Genomic DNA, 18,859 nt, shown 5'->3' with positions numbered 1-18,859 from the left:
GTGCAAAAGCACAATAAAGCTATGCAAATGCAATTACATCACAGGACAATTAGTTTGCACATCCTGTTGGAATCCTGACGGATCTCCTAGTTTTGCTTTACGCATATGCTCTTTGAAAAAGTTTCGCGTTGCATCATCACAACGGTCTGGACCCATAAACGGCATGCTAGGCACTTTTTCGAGCTCATGCAAAGCTTTACTTGCCGCTTGCTCATCACTAGCATACGTGTCTAACCATTGCCGTTCCCAAGCACACTGATAATAATTAGATGCTTGCGTATCACCATATCCACTCTGGAACTGGCTGTCTTTTTCTTCTCCAACCAAGTTTGCAGGAGCTTTATATTTTTCAGGCCAACTAAGCTTTGCCACAGATTCCTGATACTCCTTCTCTATATGAGCAAAATCAACAATCTCTCTAGACGAACTATTTTGCGATCGCGCACCATCCACACCACTCGCATTATTGTTGCCTATTCCTCCACACGCATTAAGCATAAGAAGCGCACTAAGCACACCAACAATAAGAGTTGCTTTACCAATAGTATGATTATTCATTATTCCTTCTTTCTTATTTTTTGAAAATTAACGCAATGCTAATGCTGGCTGTAAACGCGATGCTTTTATTGCCGGCACCACACTTCCAGCAAGTGCTGTGATAAAAGCCGCAATAACAGCTCCAATAGCAGCTTCATATGGGTAAACTGGCGGACTAACTGGGCTTGCTGCATCCCAAAAACTTGATGCTATAGACACAAGACCAAAAGAAACAGCAACAGCAGCAATCGAAACTATTAGTGCTAAAATAATCGCACTGCCTAACACGAGTGAAGCAATCGACCATTTAGTAGCACCCAAAGCTCTGCGTATAAGCAGTTCATGCGTGCGCTGCTCCAACGATGCTAAACCAATATTGATTAAACCTAGCGCGGAAACAAAAAGCAATAATGCTGCTACGATAGCAAAACTTAATTGCAATACTATTATCACATTCTCGTAATCATCACTATTATCATGTCTTCTAATTTCGTTTACTTGTCCACCACAACAGTCGTAAAGAGCATCTGAAACATAAGATTTAATTGATTTTTGAGGACGATTTTCTTTATTCAACCAGTAGATTGAGCCTTGAGCTTCTTTTCCAGAATATTCCCAAAGAGTTGGAGCGTAACGTAATAATCCTAGAATATTCACGTATACTTTTGCTGAGTCTACGCCATCGTTCACAACTCCAACAATCCTTATAGGACTCATTTGTGTTGTTTTACGAGAAGTAATAAATGCTACTTCACCAATCTTGTATCTTTTGCTAGCAGATTGGTTTACTACCATTTCTAATGCGTTGCTTTTAGCGCTATTACTAAACCATCTTCCACTTACAATGGGTAAGTTATAAACTTTGTTGTATCCTGCCGTAGTGTAAACAGCGTCAACATATTGAAGATTGCCAGTCTTATATTCTTTGCTTATTTTTACACTCTTCGAGGCTGGCATAGAAGCGCTAAACAGTAGTCCAGTGTTTGGTTGTAGCATAACATTAGCGTTACGGTTTGCGGATTCAATGCGATTTAAGAATTTGTTAAATACTGAATATTCGTCAAAATTTTGTGCTGAAAAAGTAATCTCGTATGTTGGTCTACGACCGTTTAGCTGTTCGTTAGTTGCAATAAGATAGTCCTTACCAACCGTGCCAATAAGCACTGACGCAATAACGGCAATGATGCCTATAAACATTGAAAAACCTGTGAGGAAGGATCTCATAGGAGACAGGCGCAAATCTTTAAGCAGCATGATCATAAAGAACACCGCCTTCCATAGTAAAAATGTGAGAGCAAGAACGAGCCACTTTCATATCATGAGTGACTAATAGTAATGTTGTTCCAGATTCTTGAACACGATCATGCAACACTTGAAGCACTTTTTCTCCCGTACTACTATCGAGCGCACCAGTTGGCTCATCGCAAATAAGTAATTCGGGATTAGTAACGAGAGCACGCGCTATCGCAACTCTCTGCTGTTCACCGCCTGATAGCCTTCCAGGGTATTCATTTAGTTTATCTTGCAATCCAACAGCACATAATGCTTCTTCTATCGTTTTTCTTCTTGTCTGCTTGCTTTGTTGTAGTCCTGCGTATAAAAGCGGCAACTCAACATTTTCTCTAATGCTTAAATGCTTAATAAGCGAATAGTTTTGAAAAACAAAACCAATATTTCGAGCGCGCATATGCGATACTGTAGCATCACTACACTTTTGGATTGATTTGCCAGAATAATAGTATTTTCCAGTAAAATTTTTATTCAAAAATCCAATAATAGAAATAAGACTTGTTTTGCCGGAGCCAGACCTGCCAACTACCGCGTATGTTTCACCTTGATTAAGTAACATAGAAGCAGAGTTGACAGTGGTAAGCCATTCGCCATTGCCTAGTTTTACACGCGCTGACACGTCTTGTAGTTCAACCAGTGGAACAGGATTGTTCTCCATAATCATTGCACTCCTGGAATGAGATCAGGAGAAACACCTGCTACAACATCACCCTCATGCAAACCAGACGTAATTTCAATATTAGCGCCGTCACTGATTCCAAGACCAACTTCTTTACGCTCCCAATTATCGCCTTTCTTGTATGAGACTAATCCTTTTTGGACTCTTCCAGCAACTGCACTAACAGGCAGAGTTAGAACCGATTGTTTATGCTTGCCATTAAAAACAAGCGTCGCATTTTGGCCTGATTCTACTTCTGTGCTTTTATCTATTAAACACGTTAAAACTTTTGACGATACACTAGGCGTACTTTGCGCACTCGACTCATCTGTTTGAGTTGAATCAGCATTATCATTCTTGCTACTACCCGAAGCTGCAACATCTGTAGAAGTTCCACCGCTTTGTACTATTTGCAAACAATTGGTTGGCCCAACACCATCTTCAACTTGGAAGCGACCTTTAACATCTGCAATATCCGCAGAACGAAGTAAAGCTTTTGCGTTAAGGCTTATTGAAAAACCTTCATATTTAAGAGTAAATAGCGGGAAAGATTTAGGCACGTCCGCAGACGATTCAGCTACTGACACAACTTTAGCGTCTACGGGAGCAATAATTTTGTTACTAGCATTGTAGCCTAGAACACTTCCAGCTTTTACAGTACTGCCTGCTTTTACCGATGGAGAAAAATTCCCTCTACTTACAGCAGTGATAACAAAGGTAGACGATTGTTCTATTGCTGCTTTACCCGACACAACTTGTGTTAAAGGCTGTTTTTTGACTGAAACAAGTGGAACTGAATCATGTGATGCCTGCTGTTGACTATTATCAACTGCTCTACCAGAGCATGCAGTAAGCAAACACACTGGCAGAGCAGCAAGCAAAAGTACTTTCATAAACTTACTCATAACACAAATCTCCTTACTCACCAAACTCGTAGACACATAGTATGCGTCGAAACAAGCCTCTCAAACTGATCCAAAATAAATAAAGTGCTTGGTAATGCTACAATTGACGTTTTTATGATTGTCACTTTATTGAAGATTTAAGCTTTTGCTTAATAGCCTATAATCGCCGTAAAGAGTTTGCATCAGACTAAATGATGATTTTATTTATGATTCTTGGAGCTTGCGTAATACCAGAGAATGATTTGTTTTGCATAGAGTTTATACACTACTGAGCGACTTCCGTGCGCATAGCCCCCAACCACATTGTGATTAAATCACTAAGCTTTAAGCGAACTTATTCGCTGCGGAGTAACCCTCGTAAGCTCCAGTAACTACCTTTATACAATCTGCTTTGTAAAGGTTTTCCTAGACAAGATATTCATCATACAAATTCAAGTACTATTATTACTTAAATAATGCTTTTCTAAAGGAGCAATATGATAGCAAAGCATATTACTGTTGGCATTGTTGATGATGATTGTTTTTGTCTACACGGCCTAAAAACATATATTGAACAGGTTGTTCCGTCCTGCAGTATTTGCTGGTTATCCGCGTACGCCGATCAAGCAATTCAATTTTGTCAAAATCAATGCCCAGACGTGCTGCTAATTGACATGTATATGTCTGGGGTTTCGGGAATTAAAATATTATACGAATTGCGAAGAAGATACTCACTCCCAATAATAATTGCTATAACTTCATTCCCTATAAACGATTATGCTTTAAAAGCATCAACAGCAGGCGCACAAGGCATTGTTGGAAAGAACCACCCAGAAACTATTTGCGCCATGCTTAGCAGTATTGCCCATGGCACATTCAAGCCACAAATAATAGGCAATCTTCATTTTGACGACACGACGACAGCATTTCAACGTTTGCAAAATAAGCCAAAAAATGGACGCCTTGCTTTAACGGATCATGAGACTGAAATTGTAAAGTTGTGCAGTAGAGGAATGACTAATGCGCAAATCGCTAAACGTTTATTTGTTGAAACTTGTACTGTGGAAACTATCCTTCGTCGCGTGTTCAAAAAACTGAATGTGACGAATCGTTCACAACTTATTACTACATGGCTGCATGATGAATATTTAGGAAATGATACACAATGATTATTTTCTTAATGCGTCGTTTACGAGAAAAGCTTATTGACAATAAAACATTTTTACTATTGGGATGTTTGTCGAGCGCAATGGATGCGTATATTTACTCGAATAGCGACAATAGCACAATACAACTTGTTATAGTTTACATGATTCTTGCTGTTATAAATCTGTTCCTTTGCTTGCTTCCGCATTTTATGAGCATGTGCTATATTTTTGTGCATCTCAGCATTCTTGCTATTCCTAGTCTGAATCTTCCACCAGTAACTTTCGGGCTCATCATATCATTTGTTTTTATTTCGTATTTATATCCGATTCAATTTACACTACCTTTATTCTTAGTAATAGATGCATTACACTACGTTGCATACCGATACTTATCAACTTTGTCTTTCAAGTATCTTATTGCTTACCTTTTAATAAATATATTTTGCGTTTGCACTGGTATTATTTTGCGCATTTCTCACCAAAAAATGGTTCTTTATGAAAAAGATAAGCAAACAATTAATAATCTTCATCTGGCTGTGCGAATGCACGATAGATTAACTAATAAGATTGCAGATATTGCACTACAAAGTAAAATAGCATTACTTGACAAGTCTATTTCTAAAAAACAGCGAAGTGCTATTGAGGCAATAAATGATTTGGCAGATCAGGCTTTTGAAGAAGGACATAATATTATCGACATTCTACGTGGAAATACTGCTAAGCAAGATGCTCGAAGCGAGTTCATTCAGCACATTGAAGATACACTACAAATGAACGACTCAATCAATACATCTTGTGGATTAAAAGGAAGATCCATATGCAATATATCTAGTAACGATATTCCTGAAGACATTAGCGATGAAATCATCTGTGAAGTTATTGAATTAATCGAAGAACTATATTTGAACATGCGAAAATATGCTTCTTTAGTTTATTACATCAGAATTTCGATACGTAAAAAACAAATTGTTATAAAACAGTTCAATGTTCGATTTTTGGGCGGGAAAAGTAAAGATGCAATTCGCTCAGTATCTCAAAAAGGACTTCTGCTTCATCGCGATACCATAAAGCATTTAGGCGGTTCACTCTATTTTCGAGCCTTTGGTAAGTATTGGGAATGTAATGCAGTTATACCTTTAAAAAATAAACATAACTATATAGATAGTATGCCTTACTGATTCAGTTTAAAAGATTAATGAATCTTAAACAGTTTTAGATAGTAATTATTTGTAAAGGTTTTCATATACAAGATATTGTTTACCTTTTAGCACGCCATTAATTTATAAATTGTCAAGATTTTTGGCATAAACAGTTACTTCTCGTACAGAAAGGCATATTATGAAGAAGTTAGCTATAGCATGCGTATTATCTGCTTCATTAATTTTTAGCAGTATTGTTGTTCCTTCTTCTACTGCACTCGCTCTTGAGCCAACAGATAGCACCGTTGAAAAAAACATAACATGCGAACACATCACAACAAAAGATGGTTACCGCGTGTATGTAGTTAATGGATATCTCATTAAAATTCCAGCATCTAACGCAGAACCAACGCAAGCAGAGCTTCGTAACATATTACAAGAACGTGGAAAAATTAGTCTTGTAGTTAAAACAATTAAAACTATTTATCATAAACTACCTAAGCAAGTTAAACAATTCATTAAAAGTCATTTAGGATTAAATGAGCTTATAAAATTTTTGGAGCATTGGACTGGAAAGATTGAAGACGGAATTTATAATGCCTGCAAATCAGCAGGGATGCCAGATTGGATGGCTTGGGTTGTAACAAAAGCAATTATGATGCTGCTATAGTAGGAAAAATATGAGTAATTCAGAATATACAAAAGCACAAATTCCATCCGTATTTTGGACAATAGCCAATGGCGTATTTCTTGCTAGCGGAATTGCGCTGATTGTAATGCGTAATGATTATCTATGGGGAGTGCCTCAAATTATCGCTGGATTATTTGGACTTGCAACCATGTTTCTCATTAAAAAACCGTGGTGCGCGCAACTATATTTTATCGTATCCTCACTAGCTGTAATAGCAAATGGGCTTATGGAAATATTCGGCATAATCCACGGATCTGGATACGGTTATGTTCCGCTGATTATTGGTATAATCGTGCTTTTATTTATAGGCCTTGACAAGGATGAAAGTTCAAAAGCTCTTGGAATTGCCAAGAATAAATAAAAGCATTAGACTGCGATTTTATAACATAAAAAACATATCACAATTTTCAAAGGTCAAGTTGTAGCCACACATCCTACGGCTTGACCTTTACTTATTTATCTGTTAATGATTTGTTTTGCATAGAGTTTATATGTTACTGAACAATTTATTTGCTTATAACCTCAACCACATTGCGATTAAATCACTAAGCTTTAAGCGAACTTATTCGCTGCGGAGTAACCCCCGTAAGCTCTGCAACATCACGAACCGTCAAGCCCTGATTCCTTAGTATGCGAACCGTTTCACGCATAAGCATAGATGCCTCTTGCTGAGTTTTTATAGCTGCAGATTTTGCATCTAGCATGCGCTGAAGCATAAGCTCATCTTGCTCACTAAGTTTCGGAGTTACTTTCACGCCATTGACTTTAACATTTAACGTTGCAGCAGCATCTTTTACCATTGCTGCAACCTGGTCAAGCCTACGTACTTGAGTAAACAATCCTGGTATTTCCGGCACTTCTATCTGATATTTTCCAAAGTACTTTGGATTTTGCGAGATAGATTGGTTTATTCGAAGTTACTTTTCTTGCGCAAGCTCGATTGGCGGATGCTCCGCGGGGAAAGCATTTACGTGCGCTTCAGACGCATACCCTAACGCAAAACCAGTAATCAGCGCATACTCCGGCGGAATGTCGAATACTTCGTCAAGCGGCGAACGCCATGTAGCAAGAACGCCAAGCGGGCATGAATCTACGCCTTGCTCTTTGGCAGCCAACAGTAACGTTTGCAGCATAATTCCAGCATCCAGCGCAGCAAACGGCAGAAAATCACGGCGCACAAGCACAAATCCCATAACTGGCGCACCGAACGCCTGGAAGTTGCGCAAAGTGTGAGCATTTCGAGCAGGAAAATCTTTGCGATCAATATTTAAATGTTTATACAACGCCAATCCTAAACGAGCGCTGCGTTCTTTAAGCGATTGTGGATACGGAGCCATTACAGGAAAATCTCCATCCGGCTGGCTCATTTTCTGGGCTATAAGGCGTTCTTCTTCGCTAAGGGTAGCGTCTTTAGTGCGAAACATTGCTTTGCATTTTTGCACATATGCGTCGATTAGCTGTTGCTTTAGTTCTCGTTGAGCAATAGCGAGCATGTAGCCACGCGTATTGGACCAGCTCGGTGATTGTGCAGCTGTTTGCAAAATAGTTTCAAGTATTTTAGAATCGACTGGCTTATTTAGAAAATCACGTACAGAAAATCGCGACTTTGCGAGTACTTCAAAAGTTTGTGTAGTCATGCTTTTAGTATATCGCACCAAATACGCACGCAGTACTTTCCTGGCGTTTGCGCGACAACCTGCTTGAGCGCAGCATTGCACGCGCGAAAGCAATTCGGAGCGTGAGCTTGCTCAGACGGAAAGTCCAGTGGACTTTCTGTGCAAGCTCAGCAGTGAGCGCTTATAGCGCGAGCGTTGTCCAGAGTTTGGAGGATTACAAAAAACGGGTTATAGGCCAAAAAGTGTGTAAGAAATCATGTCTTAGACCTTGCAATACAAGGGTTTTGCGGTAATCGAATCTGTTTTCTGCACATTCGCCACCTGGACAAAAAGTGTGTAAAAAATAAGCTCATAACCCTTATAGCAGTAGGGCTCGCGGTATATCGAATGTGGGTTATTTCTTATGTTAAGCGGCGTTCGAAGCATGTATTAGCTGAGTATTTAACAATAAATCGTCAAAGGCTGTTACTAACGCAGATTACGTACTGCGCGAGTAACATATGACCGTTACTTTCTTAAGATACTTGACTGAGTTTTTAACAGTGCTGAGACTAGTTTATGCCACAGAATACTCATCAGCTTAGCTTTACACACTTTTTGGCCTATAACCCTCCATTTGCGAGAGGTTGTTCTCGTAAATGGAGTTGTTCTCTCAATTAATCGCTCCCTTCATGAGAGGACGTTCTCACAAATGGAGAATTACAGATAATAGAAAATAAATAACAGTATACGAAAATAAAAAAGCGGGGAGTGAAAACTCCCCGCTAGAAAAATAATGCGGCAGCGTGCTAGTCTCCCACACCCTATCGAGTGCAGTACCCTCGCCGTGTCAGGCCTTAGCTTCCGGGTTCGGAATGGGACCGGGCGTCTCACCTGAGCCATGACCACCGCAAAACTAGATTATACACTCACGAGCTGTGAGTGGCAACACGTGGCGGTTTGGGAACCGGACATGAACGCGAATAAAAACTCTCTTACCAACTGATCGTTAAGCAAAACATTCAGTACTCATTAACGCTAGAAGAATAATACTCATGAGGAACTCACCCTCCCCACTCACAAAAGTGAGGAAGAATGTCACCATCGCCCGTTAGTACTAGTCAGCTCCACCCCTTACAGGGCTTCCACATCTAGCCTATCAACCACGTGTTCTACATGGGGGCTCACACACTAAAGTGCAAGGAATGCTTATCTTGGAGCAGGCTTCCCGCTTAGATGCTTTCAGCGGTTATCCCTTCCGAACGTAGCTAACCGGCAGCGCCACTGGCGTGACGACCGGCATACCAGAGGTTCGTCCACCCAGGTCCTCTCGTACTATGGGCAGGTCTCCTCAACATTCCAACGAGCGCAGAGGATAGAGACCAAACTGTCTCACGACGTTCTGAACCCAGCTCGCGTGCCGCTTTAATCGGCGAACAGCCGAACCCTTGGGACCTGCTCCAGCCCCAGGATGCGACGAGCCGACATCGAGGTGCCAAACCATCCCGTCGATATGGACTCTTGGGAATGATCAGCCTGTTATCCCCGGGGTACCTTTTATCCGTTGAGCGATGCCACGTCCGTACGCCGGCACCGGATCACTATCTCCGACTTTCGTCCCTGCTCGACCCGTCAGTCTCACAGTCAAGCCCGCTTGTGCGATTACACTCAACACCCGATTGCCAACCGGGCTGAGCGGACCATTGAGCGCCTCCGTTACTCTTTAGGAGGCAACCGCCCCAGTTAAACTACCCGCCAGGCACTGTCCCTGACACGGATAACGTGTCGAGGTTAGACGCCAGATATGGAAAGAGCGGTATTTCACCTGTCGACTCCACGCAAGCTAGCGCCCACGCTTCACAGCCTCCCGCCTATGCTACACGATCCACACCTAACGACAATACCAAGGTATAGTAAAGGTCCCGGGGTCTTTTCGTCCTTCTGCGCTTAACGAGCATCTTTACTCGTACTGCAATTTCGCCGGGCTCCTGGCCGAGACAGTGGGGAAGTCGTTACGCCATTCGTGCAGGTCGGAACTTACCCGACAAGGAATTTCGCTACCTTAGGATGGTTATAGTTACCACCGCCGTTTACCGGGGCTTAAATTCACCGCTTCACCGAAGCTAACGGATCCTCTTAACCTTCCGGCACCGGGCAGGCGTCAGAGCGTATACAGCGGCTTACGCCTTCGCACGCTCCTGTGTTTTTGGTAAACAGTCGCTACCCCCTAGCTTGTGCCACCCCCAACAGCTCAACAGTGTAAAACCATATCACCATCAGAGGTCTCCCTTATGCCGAAGGCACGGGAGTAATTTGCCGAGTTCCTTGGCCAGGATTCGCCCGATCGCTTCGGTATACTCTACCAGACCACCAGTGTCGGTTTAGGGTACGAGCGGAATCACACCTCACGTTGAAGCTTTTCTTGGCAAGCAGGATCACCGGAATCAGCCTTACAGCCTACCCATCACGCCTCAGCTTTAACATCCCCCGGATTTACCTAGGAGACAGCCCACACGCTTAGCCACGGAAAACCACCTCCGCAGCCGGCTACCTACCCGCGTCACTCCCACGCTAACCTACTACCGATACAGTCCCAACACAAACCAGCCAACAACCCCGAAAGGCAATCAACCAGCAAATGAAGGTTAGTACTCTCAGATTCAGTTCGAACGGTGTAACACCGGTACGGGAATATCAACCCGTTCATCCATTCGACTACGCCTGTCGGCCTCGCCTTAGGACTCGACTCACCCGGGGACGACGAACGTGGCCCCGGAACCCTTAGTCATTCAGCGGACGGGATTCACACCCGTCTCTCGCTACTCATGTCTGCATTCTCACTCCTGTAAAGTCCACGACAAGTTCACACTGCCGCTTCACCCCATACAGGACGCTCTCCTACCCCGCATGAAACAAATCATGCAGCCGCGTCTTCGGTGGCGTGCTTAAGCCCCGCTACATTGTCGGCGCGGAACCACTAGACCAGTGAGCTGTTACGCACTCTTTCAAGGATGGCTGCTTCTGAGCCAACCTCCTGGCTGTCTATGCGACTCCACATCCTTTCCCACTTAGCACGCGCTTCGGGACCTTAGACGACGATCAGGGCTGTTTCCCTTTTGACGACGGAGCTTATCCCCCGCCGACTCACTGCCGTGATAAACCTAACAGGTATTCGGAGTTTGGCTGCTATTGGTACCCGGTATGGGCCCGCAAGCATCCAGTAGCTCTACCCCCTGTAAGCAATAACACGACGCTGCACCTAAATGCATTTCGGAGAGAACCAGCTATCACGGAATTTGATTGGCCTTTCACCCCTAACCCCAAGTCATCCCCCCAGTTTTCAACCTAGGTGGGTTCGGTCCTCCACACGGTCTTACCCGCGCTTCAACCTGCTCAGGGCTAGATCATCCCGCTTCGGGTCCAGGACATGCGACTCAAACGCCTTTTAAAACTCGCTTTCGCTACGGCTCCCCCACCCGGGTTAGCCTCGCCACATACCACTGACTCGCAGACTCATTTTTCGATAGGCACGCCGTCACCCCACAAAGAAGGCTCCGACGGATTGTAAGCGCACGGTTTCAGGAACTATTTCACTCCCCTCCCGGGGTGCTTTTCACCTTTCCCTCACGGTACTAGTACACTATCGGTCAGACAGGAATACTTAGGCTTACCCAACGGTCTGGGCAGATTCACGCGGGATTCCACGAGTCCCGCGCTACTTGGGAATAAACATAAAGAGACATCGCACGACAAGCTACGGGGCCATCACCCTCTACGGCTGGGAATTCAATCCCATTCACCTAGCACGACATTTTATCACTCTCCTCAACCCCGTCAGAGGCTGAACAGTCCATCCCACGACCCCGAATGCGCAACACCTGACGGCTATCACACGCACCCGGTTTAGCCTGATCCGCTTTCGCTCGCCACTACTCACGGAGTATCCTTTCCTGCAGGTACTGAGATGTTTCACTTCCCTGCGTACCCCCCACAAAAACTGTGGTGACCACTCATAACAGTGGCCGGGTCTCCCCATTCGGAAATCCTCGGATCAAAGCCCACTCGGCAGCTCCCCGAGGCATATCGCAGCCCGTCACGTCCTTCATCGGTCCTGTCTACCAAGGCATCCACCATACGCCCTTACCAGTGACAAACACTAAAGTAAGAACCCATCAGCAAAATTCTCTAGACAAAAAATCATCACACTAAACGATCACAAAACGATCAAGCGACTCCAACAAAAGGAGCCGGTTGAAATTGATAAAAGCAAAAAAATCGAAACCAAAAAAGTTTCGCATTTTACTCGCGTCCACTATCCAGTTCTCAAACCACCACAACACCACAAAACCCAAGCCAAACACTCAAAAAGCATCAACCTGAAATCCTGTGAGTCAAGGACCGCAACCCCAAACAAAGGGGGGTGGCAATCCGGGAACCCAAAAGCATGCCCAACAAACTCATCAAAAAAACGTCAACTATTGTTTTCCACACCAGTAACCACACTCAAACCGAGCGTGCACAAAAACTCCGTAGAAAGGAGGTGATCCAGCCGCACCTTCCGGTACGGCTACCTTGTTACGACTTAGTCCCAATCACGAGCCTCACCTTAGACGGCTCCATCCCAAAAGGGTTAGGCCACCGGCTTCGGGTGCTGCCCACTTTCATGACTTGACGGGCGGTGTGTACAAGGCCCGGGAACGCATTCACCGCGACGTTGCTGATTCGCGATTACTAGCGACTCCGCCTTCACGTAGTCGAGTTGCAGACTACGATCCGAACTGAGACCGGTTTTAAGGGATCCGCTCCATGTCACCATGTCGCATCCCGTTGTACCGGCCATTGTAGCATGCGTGAAGCCCTGGACGTAAGGGGCATGATGATCTGACGTCATCCCCACCTTCCTCCGAGTTAACCCCGGCGGTCCCCCGTGAGTTCCCGGCATAACCCGCTGGCAACACAGGGCGAGGGTTGCGCTCGTTGCGGGACTTAACCCAACATCTCACGACACGAGCTGACGACGACCATGCACCACCTGTGAACCTGCCCCGAAGGGAAACCACATCTCTGCAGTCGACAGGCACATGTCAAGCCCAGGTAAGGTTCTTCGCGTTGCATCGAATTAATCCGCATGCTCCGCCGCTTGTGCGGGCCCCCGTCAATTTCTTTGAGTTTTAGCCTTGCGGCCGTACTCCCCAGGCGGGACGCTTAACGCGTTAGCTCCGACACGGAACCCGTGGAATGGGCCCCACATCCAGCGTCCACCGTTTACGGCGTGGACTACCAGGGTATCTAATCCTGTTCGCTCCCCACGCTTTCGCTTCTCAGCGTCAGTAACAGCCCAGAGACCTGCCTTCGCCATTGGTGTTCTTCCCGATATCTACACATTCCACCGTTACACCGGGAATTCCAGTCTCCCCTACTGCACTCTAGCCCGCCCGTACCCGGCGCAGACCCACCGTTAAGCGATGGGCTTTCACACCAGACGCGACGAACCGCCTACAAGCTCTTTACGCCCAATAATTCCGGATAACGCTTGCGCCCTACGTATTACCGCGGCTGCTGGCACGTAGTTAGCCGGCGCTTATTCGAAAGGTACACTCACCCGAAAGCTTGCTCCCAATCAAAAGCGGTTTACAACCCGAAGGCCTTCATCCCGCACGCGGCGTCGCTGCGTCAGGGTTTCCCCCATTGCGCAATATTCCCCACTGCTGCCTCCCGTAGGAGTCTGGGCCGTATCTCAGTCCCAATGTGGCCGTCCGCCCTCTCAGGCCGGCTACCCGTCGAAGCCTAGGTGGGCCATTACCCCGCCTACAAGCTGATAGGACGCGACCCCATCCCATGCCACTAAACACTTTCCCAACAAGACATGCGTCAAGTTGGAGCATCCAGCATTACCACCCGTTTCCAAGAGCTATTCTGGAGCATGGGGCAGGTTGGTCACGCATTACTCACCCGTTCGCCACTCTCACCAACCAGCAAGCTGGTCAGATCCCGTTCGACTTGCATGTGTTAAGCACGCCGCCAGCGTTCATCCTGAGCCAGAATCGAACCCTCCACGAAAAACTTCAATGAAGAGCCAACAAAAGGCTCCAATATTAAAAAGAAAAAGACGAGACATTCTTTAAGGAAAGAACATCCCAACAAAAACCTCACCACCATTTAACCATCTCTCAGGCACCCTGCAATCTGCAAGGCAGGCAATGAACTGGCAATAATTAACTAATAAGTAGTACAGACACGCTCTTGAGTTCTCAAACCACCACCACACCAGCCGGCCCATCAACCTCAACCGAGGAGAACCAGCCGCGCTGAGCAGCAAGAGATAAACTTACACCAACCCACGCTAAAACGCAAACCCACCAAAAACAAACACCCCAAAACCATTGAAAACAAGCCAAAACACCGGCGTGTCGAAAACCACGAAAAAACACCAAAAAACCAACACAAGACCAGGAACAATAATCAAAACCAACAAAAAATAATCAAGAATAGCCCCAAAAACATCAAAACCGGGAGTGTCGCATCGACTTGCTTTTCGCTTAAAGCGTAGCGCGAAAAGCAACCCGATGCGGTAGCGCTTGCTTATGCAGAAAGCACAGTGTGCTTTCCGCGCAAGCGCGCAAACAATTACGCTTTCTTTAAACTAATTAAGAAAGCGTAATCTGACGACCAAAGAAGATTAACTTAAAGTGAGCTTAATGCGGTAGCGCTTGCTTTACAACGCTCGCACAAACTCAGCAGCAGTACATACAAAATATATGAGCTCTATTTATGAAATAAGAAATACCTATATAAATAGATACTTATTAAATAAACTTTTATAAAGAATACAAAGCACATAAAAACACAAAAAGCGTAAAGCGCATAAAGAAAAATAAGAAAATAAGAATAGGGTATTAACAGACATTAATAAAAGAAGGAGCAGAAGAATGAGCAACAAGCAATCGAGCAATAGAGCACACCACATTGTTGTGCTCACAGGCGCAGGAATCTCCACAAGCGCAGGCATTCCCGACTTTCGCGGTCCAGATGGAGTTTGGACTAAGCACCCAGAGCAAATGAACGTTTATGACATAGACGCATTTTTAAGCAGTAAAGAGGAACGCGTCTACTCTTGGCGCTGGCAAAAAGAGTCTCCCGTTTGGAACGCACAGCCGGGGACTGCGCACAAAGCACTTGTAAAACTCGAGAAGGCAGGAATGCTCGACCTTATAGCCACCCAAAACTTTGATGCGCTTCACGAAAAAGCTGGCAATAACCCAAATATTATAGTGAACTTGCATGGAAGCATCGGAACTTCGCACTGCATGAGCTGCCACGCGAGCTATAAAACTGCCGATATTATGGCAGATTTAGATGAGCACCCGGATCCGCATTGCAGACGCACTCTGCCGTACCGCAGCAATATGCCTTGTAACGGTCTCATAAAAACAGACGTTGTTTATTTTGGAGAAGCGCTTCCAGAAGGTGCTATGGAACGCAGTGCGCAAGCAATAGTTAAAGCGGACGAGCTGTGGGTTATTGGTTCCACGCTGGAAGTATTTCCAGCTGCCAGCCTCGTGCCGTTAGCTGCGCGCGCTGGAGTGCCGATTACGATAATGAACCTGGGCTCTACGCAATACGACTATTTGGCAGAGCGTATTATTCGCGAAGATATTGCGAAAGCTCTGCCAAAGTTAGTAGACGAAACTATTGCAAAGTGATTATTGCAAATTAATGCTATTAAAACTATTGCAAAGTAACAGCTATACCTTCCCAAGGCGCAAGCGTACCGTTTTTAAGCGATGTAAGCGCGTGATTCACGTCGTAGGTTGTAACCATTACGTCACGCCCCACAAAAGCGTTAGAGGCGCGATTTTGCAATAATTGCGCGCTCTGCGTAGGGATAGGCACAGTTGAGTCAGTCATATTAACCATTACGAGCATGCGTTCTGTAGATTCCGCGGAATTTGCAGCAGATTCCGCAGCAGTCTCTGCAGAATCTTCCTGCTTTTCGCAACCAGATTTAAGCTCGCGCACAAAAGCATACACGCACTCGTCATCTGCATCAACCAAATCCCAAGAACCAGCAGAAACAATCGTCTCCGAATGACGAAGCGCAATCAAATACTTATAGAAAGCGTAAACGGAATCTGAATCTTCCATCTGCTCTGCTGCGTTAATATCCACATAATTAGGATTCACACTAATCCACGGCTCTGCGTTATTTACCGACTGAACATTAAAAGGCATGAATCCCGCGTATTTAGAAGCATTCCACTGCATTGGAGTTCGAGAATTGTCGCGGCCGCGCTTTGCGAGCGCATCCATCATCGACTCAGCAGACTGAATATGCGCTTTTTCTACGCGCTGCTTAAACATATTCAACGCTTCCAAATCGCGATACTGCTCGAGACGCGTAAAGTGCGCGTTAGTCATACCAATTTCCTCGCCTTGGTACACGTAAGGCGTGCCGCGGTGCATGTGAAGAAGCATGGCAATCGCCTTAGCAGAGCGCACGCGCATCTCCTCGCTAGCCTCACTACCCCAGCGAGAAAGCGCACGCGGCTGATCGTGATTATTAAAGAACAGGCTCGCCCAACCAGCATCCGCTACCGCTTGTTGCTGCTCTGCCATCACGCTCTTTAATGCCGTAAGCTTTAGCGGCACAGGATTCCACTTAGTACCGTTTTCGCAATCGATATCCACATGATTGAACAGGAATAACATGTCAAGTTCGCTGTGAGCAGGGTCAGTAATATAAGTATTACGGTGCGGAGAAATTCCCGGAGCCTCGCCAACAGTAAGATAACCTTCGCGACCGTCGAAAACTTCTGCACGCATCTCACGCAAGAATTCGTCTAAACGAGGACCGTCCGAGCAGAACGGGAATGGCGAAGAATAGCCGTCAGCACCAGCTGGCAAATCTTCAATTTGGCAGCCATCTTCACCCGGCAAACGACCTTCAGAATCAACATGCTTGGAAATTTGCGTAATCACATCCATGCGGAAGCCATCAATTCCGCGATCCATCCACCAATTCATCATCTTGTACACGGCAGCGCGAACAGCAGGATTTTCCCAATTCAAATCTGGCTGCTTTGGTGAATACTGGTGAAGGAAGTATTCTCCGCGCTTCGGATCGTAAGTCCACGCGGAACCGCCGAAATACGAACCCCACTTATTCGGCTCCGCACCCGGCTCACCAGGCACACAACCTTCACGCGCAGGCCTCCACCAATACCAATCAGCGTAATCACTAGAAGCATCTCTTGAAGCCTGGAACCAAGCGTGCTCGTCAGAAGTGTGATTTACTACTAAATCCATCACGACTTTAAGACCGCGCTCGTGAGCTCCAGCCAGCAGCTCGTCCATATCTTCCAAAGTTCCGAAAAGCGGATCAATATCTTGATAGTCGGAAATATCGTAACCGTTATCGTCTTGTGGGGACTTGTAAACAGGGCTGAGCCAGAGCACGTCAACGCCTAAATCAGCCAAATAATCAAGGCGAGAAGTAATTCCCTTCAAATCTCCAATGCCGTCACCGTTCGTGTCCTGGAAGCTTCGCGGATAAATCTGATACACTACTGCATTCGCCCACCAAGGGTTTGGAGTAGCGCCGTTCGTGCGCACGGATTCTGGCAAGTTTGCTCTGTCAAAAGTAGTCATTTAATCCCCATTAATTTACATTGATAAGTATTTTTATTGCAGTTTTATTTATTACAAATAATTCTATTTACTTAATAATATTTATGATTTTAGACTCTAAACTTTATCATCATACTAGATGTTACGCGCGGATAATAAAAAGCGGCCCGCAGTAAAAACCGCGAGCCGCGCCTCCTTCTCATTCATTGCAAGAGCTATAGGGATACTCTCTAAATTATTGCTGATTATGAAGTTTGAACGCGAGTTCTGCCAAATGAACTCCATGCGTTAAGAATTCGTGAGTGCGGCAAACGTAATCATTTTCGCGACCGAGCTTCGCTATGTAACCATTAATGTAATCGACTTCAGTCTTTCGTCCGCGACTCATATCTTGGTACATAGAAGGATAGTGCAGAGGATTTGCAACGCGACTTACGTAATCGATAGCCTCTAGCTCCTGCTGACGCGTATTAACCATACGAATTCCGGCACGATCGCACACGTCGTACGCTTCGTTAATAAGCTGTTGAGCCATATCCATAGCCCCAGGGTACGAAATAAACTGACCCATTTGAATCTGATACATTGTGCACAAAGTGTTAACTACGGAATTGAAAACTACCTTCGCCATGCACGTACCCTTGAAATCTTCCGTAATAGTAGGATTCAATCCGGCAGCTTTAAAGTCGTCTCGCATAGCAAGCTCAACGTCACTCACCTGCTCGTTCAACGCGCACATATTCATAGTTCCAACGCCAACTTTACCAATAAAATCAACGTCGCCCGGACCGTTCAAAACGGTTGCAATCATGGCAGTTCCGCCGTAAATATGATCATCCGGGAAGTACTGCTGCAACTTTTCAAAATGACCCCAGCCATTCATAGCAGCAAACACTACCTGATGCTCTTTAAACAAATGCTTACAACGCTCCAACATTTCCGCAAGCTGCATTTGCTTCATAAACACAATCCACACGTCTGGATCGCCATCATAATCTTCAGGCGTATACATATTAATCGGTACCAAATGACGGTTTTCATGGTCACGGCTCACCATTACGCCGCCTTGCTCGCGAACTTTATTCACATTCTCATCCCAGGCATCAATGAAATCAACATGAATGCCAGCCGTTTCCTGCAACAAAACGCCATAGCGATATCCCATAGCTCCCGAACCGATCATTGCATATTTCATGCCACTCATAGTGACACCTCCTTTTAGGTAAAAATGTGCTTAGGCGAAATTCGTGCATACATGAAAATTCGTCGAAGCGACTGTAAATATAGTAA

14 protein-coding genes and 3 rRNA genes are annotated in these 18,859 nt (G+C 45.2%); 5 read left to right on the top strand and 12 right to left on the bottom strand.

The window, feature by feature from the left end; all coding sequences use genetic code 11:
• Window positions 1-33: 33 nt before the first annotated feature.
• From HXT32_RS00390 to HXT32_RS00375, 4 genes are read right to left on the bottom strand one after another with little or no spacing between them, the layout of a single operon-like run.
• Window positions 34-558: a hypothetical protein gene (locus tag HXT32_RS00390; protein WP_119522948.1), complete on the bottom strand. Its 525-nt coding sequence runs from the start codon at window positions 556-558 to the stop codon at window positions 34-36.
• Window positions 559-585: 27 nt separating this feature from the next.
• Entirely contained in the window at window positions 586-1,797 is a 1,212-nt protein-coding gene (locus HXT32_RS00385; protein ID WP_119522947.1) for an ABC transporter permease, read from the bottom strand.
• Window positions 1,781-2,491, bottom strand: a complete 711-nt coding sequence (locus tag HXT32_RS00380; protein ID WP_102703485.1) for an ABC transporter ATP-binding protein — start codon at window positions 2,489-2,491, stop codon at window positions 1,781-1,783. The genes HXT32_RS00385 and HXT32_RS00380 overlap by 17 nt, the downstream gene beginning before the upstream one ends.
• Window positions 2,488-3,390, bottom strand: a complete 903-nt coding sequence (locus HXT32_RS00375) for an efflux RND transporter periplasmic adaptor subunit (RefSeq protein ID WP_119522946.1) — start codon at window positions 3,388-3,390, stop codon at window positions 2,488-2,490. Before HXT32_RS00375 ends, HXT32_RS00380 begins: the two co-directional genes overlap by 4 nt.
• Window positions 3,391-3,866: 476 nt before the next feature.
• On the opposite strand from HXT32_RS00375, the gene HXT32_RS00370 reads away from it, so the two are divergent.
• The 4 genes from HXT32_RS00370 (at window position 3,867) to HXT32_RS00355 (ending at window position 6,708) form a co-directional block, all read left to right on the top strand.
• Complete coding sequence (locus HXT32_RS00370; protein ID WP_119504703.1) at window positions 3,867-4,538, top strand: response regulator transcription factor; 672 nt, start codon at window positions 3,867-3,869, stop codon at window positions 4,536-4,538.
• The gene (locus tag HXT32_RS00365; protein ID WP_119522944.1) at window positions 4,535-5,695 is read left to right on the top strand and encodes a histidine kinase; all 1,161 of its coding nucleotides are present in this window, start codon (window positions 4,535-4,537) and stop codon (window positions 5,693-5,695) included. Before HXT32_RS00370 ends, HXT32_RS00365 begins: the two co-directional genes overlap by 4 nt.
• A gap of 160 nt (window positions 5,696-5,855) precedes the next feature.
• Window positions 5,856-6,326 (top strand): hypothetical protein, encoded by a 471-nt coding sequence (locus HXT32_RS00360; RefSeq protein ID WP_119522943.1) that lies wholly within the window; start codon window positions 5,856-5,858, stop codon window positions 6,324-6,326.
• Between the two features lie 10 nt (window positions 6,327-6,336).
• On the top strand, window positions 6,337-6,708 hold the full coding sequence (locus HXT32_RS00355) for a hypothetical protein (RefSeq protein WP_116712672.1): 372 nt from the start codon (window positions 6,337-6,339) through the stop codon (window positions 6,706-6,708).
• A gap of 184 nt (window positions 6,709-6,892) precedes the next feature.
• On the opposite strand, the gene HXT32_RS00350 is transcribed toward HXT32_RS00355, so the two are convergent.
• The 6 genes from HXT32_RS00350 to HXT32_RS00325 all read right to left on the bottom strand — a co-directional run bounded on the left by HXT32_RS00350 (window position 6,893) and on the right by HXT32_RS00325 (window position 14,340).
• Window positions 6,893-7,258 carry a hypothetical protein gene (locus HXT32_RS00350; protein WP_064621606.1) on the bottom strand — a complete coding sequence of 122 codons (366 nt, stop codon included), beginning with the start codon at window positions 7,256-7,258 and terminating at the stop codon, window positions 6,893-6,895.
• A gap of 6 nt (window positions 7,259-7,264) precedes the next feature.
• Complete coding sequence (locus HXT32_RS00345; RefSeq protein WP_422118971.1) at window positions 7,265-7,984, bottom strand: nitroreductase family protein; 720 nt, start codon at window positions 7,982-7,984, stop codon at window positions 7,265-7,267.
• 754 nt (window positions 7,985-8,738) lie between these two features.
• Window positions 8,739-8,855, bottom strand: a 5S ribosomal RNA gene (rrf, locus tag HXT32_RS00340).
• Window positions 8,856-9,034: 179 nt separating this feature from the next.
• Window positions 9,035-12,096: ribosomal RNA gene (locus tag HXT32_RS00335) — 23S ribosomal RNA — on the bottom strand.
• Between the two features lie 379 nt (window positions 12,097-12,475).
• Window positions 12,476-14,002, bottom strand: a 16S ribosomal RNA gene (locus HXT32_RS00330).
• Together the 16S, 23S and 5S rRNA genes form the textbook arrangement of a ribosomal RNA operon.
• 191 nt (window positions 14,003-14,193) lie before the next feature.
• Window positions 14,194-14,340, bottom strand: a complete 147-nt coding sequence (locus HXT32_RS00325; RefSeq protein WP_162720529.1) for a hypothetical protein — start codon at window positions 14,338-14,340, stop codon at window positions 14,194-14,196.
• A 531-nt stretch (window positions 14,341-14,871) separates the two neighbouring features.
• Here HXT32_RS00325 and HXT32_RS00320 point away from each other — a divergent pair.
• Window positions 14,872-15,645, top strand: a complete 774-nt coding sequence (locus tag HXT32_RS00320) for an SIR2 family NAD-dependent protein deacylase (RefSeq protein WP_064622136.1) — start codon at window positions 14,872-14,874, stop codon at window positions 15,643-15,645.
• Window positions 15,646-15,670: 25 nt separating this feature from the next.
• On the opposite strand, the gene HXT32_RS00315 is transcribed toward HXT32_RS00320, so the two are convergent.
• Both HXT32_RS00315 and HXT32_RS00310 read right to left on the bottom strand, forming a co-directional pair.
• Entirely contained in the window at window positions 15,671-17,590 is a 1,920-nt protein-coding gene (locus HXT32_RS00315) for an alpha-glucosidase (protein WP_064622138.1), read from the bottom strand.
• A gap of 214 nt (window positions 17,591-17,804) precedes the next feature.
• Window positions 17,805-18,773 carry a ketopantoate reductase family protein gene (locus HXT32_RS00310; protein ID WP_064621534.1) on the bottom strand — a complete coding sequence of 323 codons (969 nt, stop codon included), beginning with the start codon at window positions 18,771-18,773 and terminating at the stop codon, window positions 17,805-17,807.
• Window positions 18,774-18,859: the final 86 nt, after the last annotated feature.

Origin of the sequence: Gardnerella sp. DNF00747 (assembly GCF_049262675.1) — a bacterium.
Lineage (GTDB): Bacteria > Actinomycetota > Actinomycetes > Actinomycetales > Bifidobacteriaceae > Bifidobacterium > Bifidobacterium swidsinskii.
This window is presented reverse-complemented; position numbering and strand designations above follow the sequence as displayed.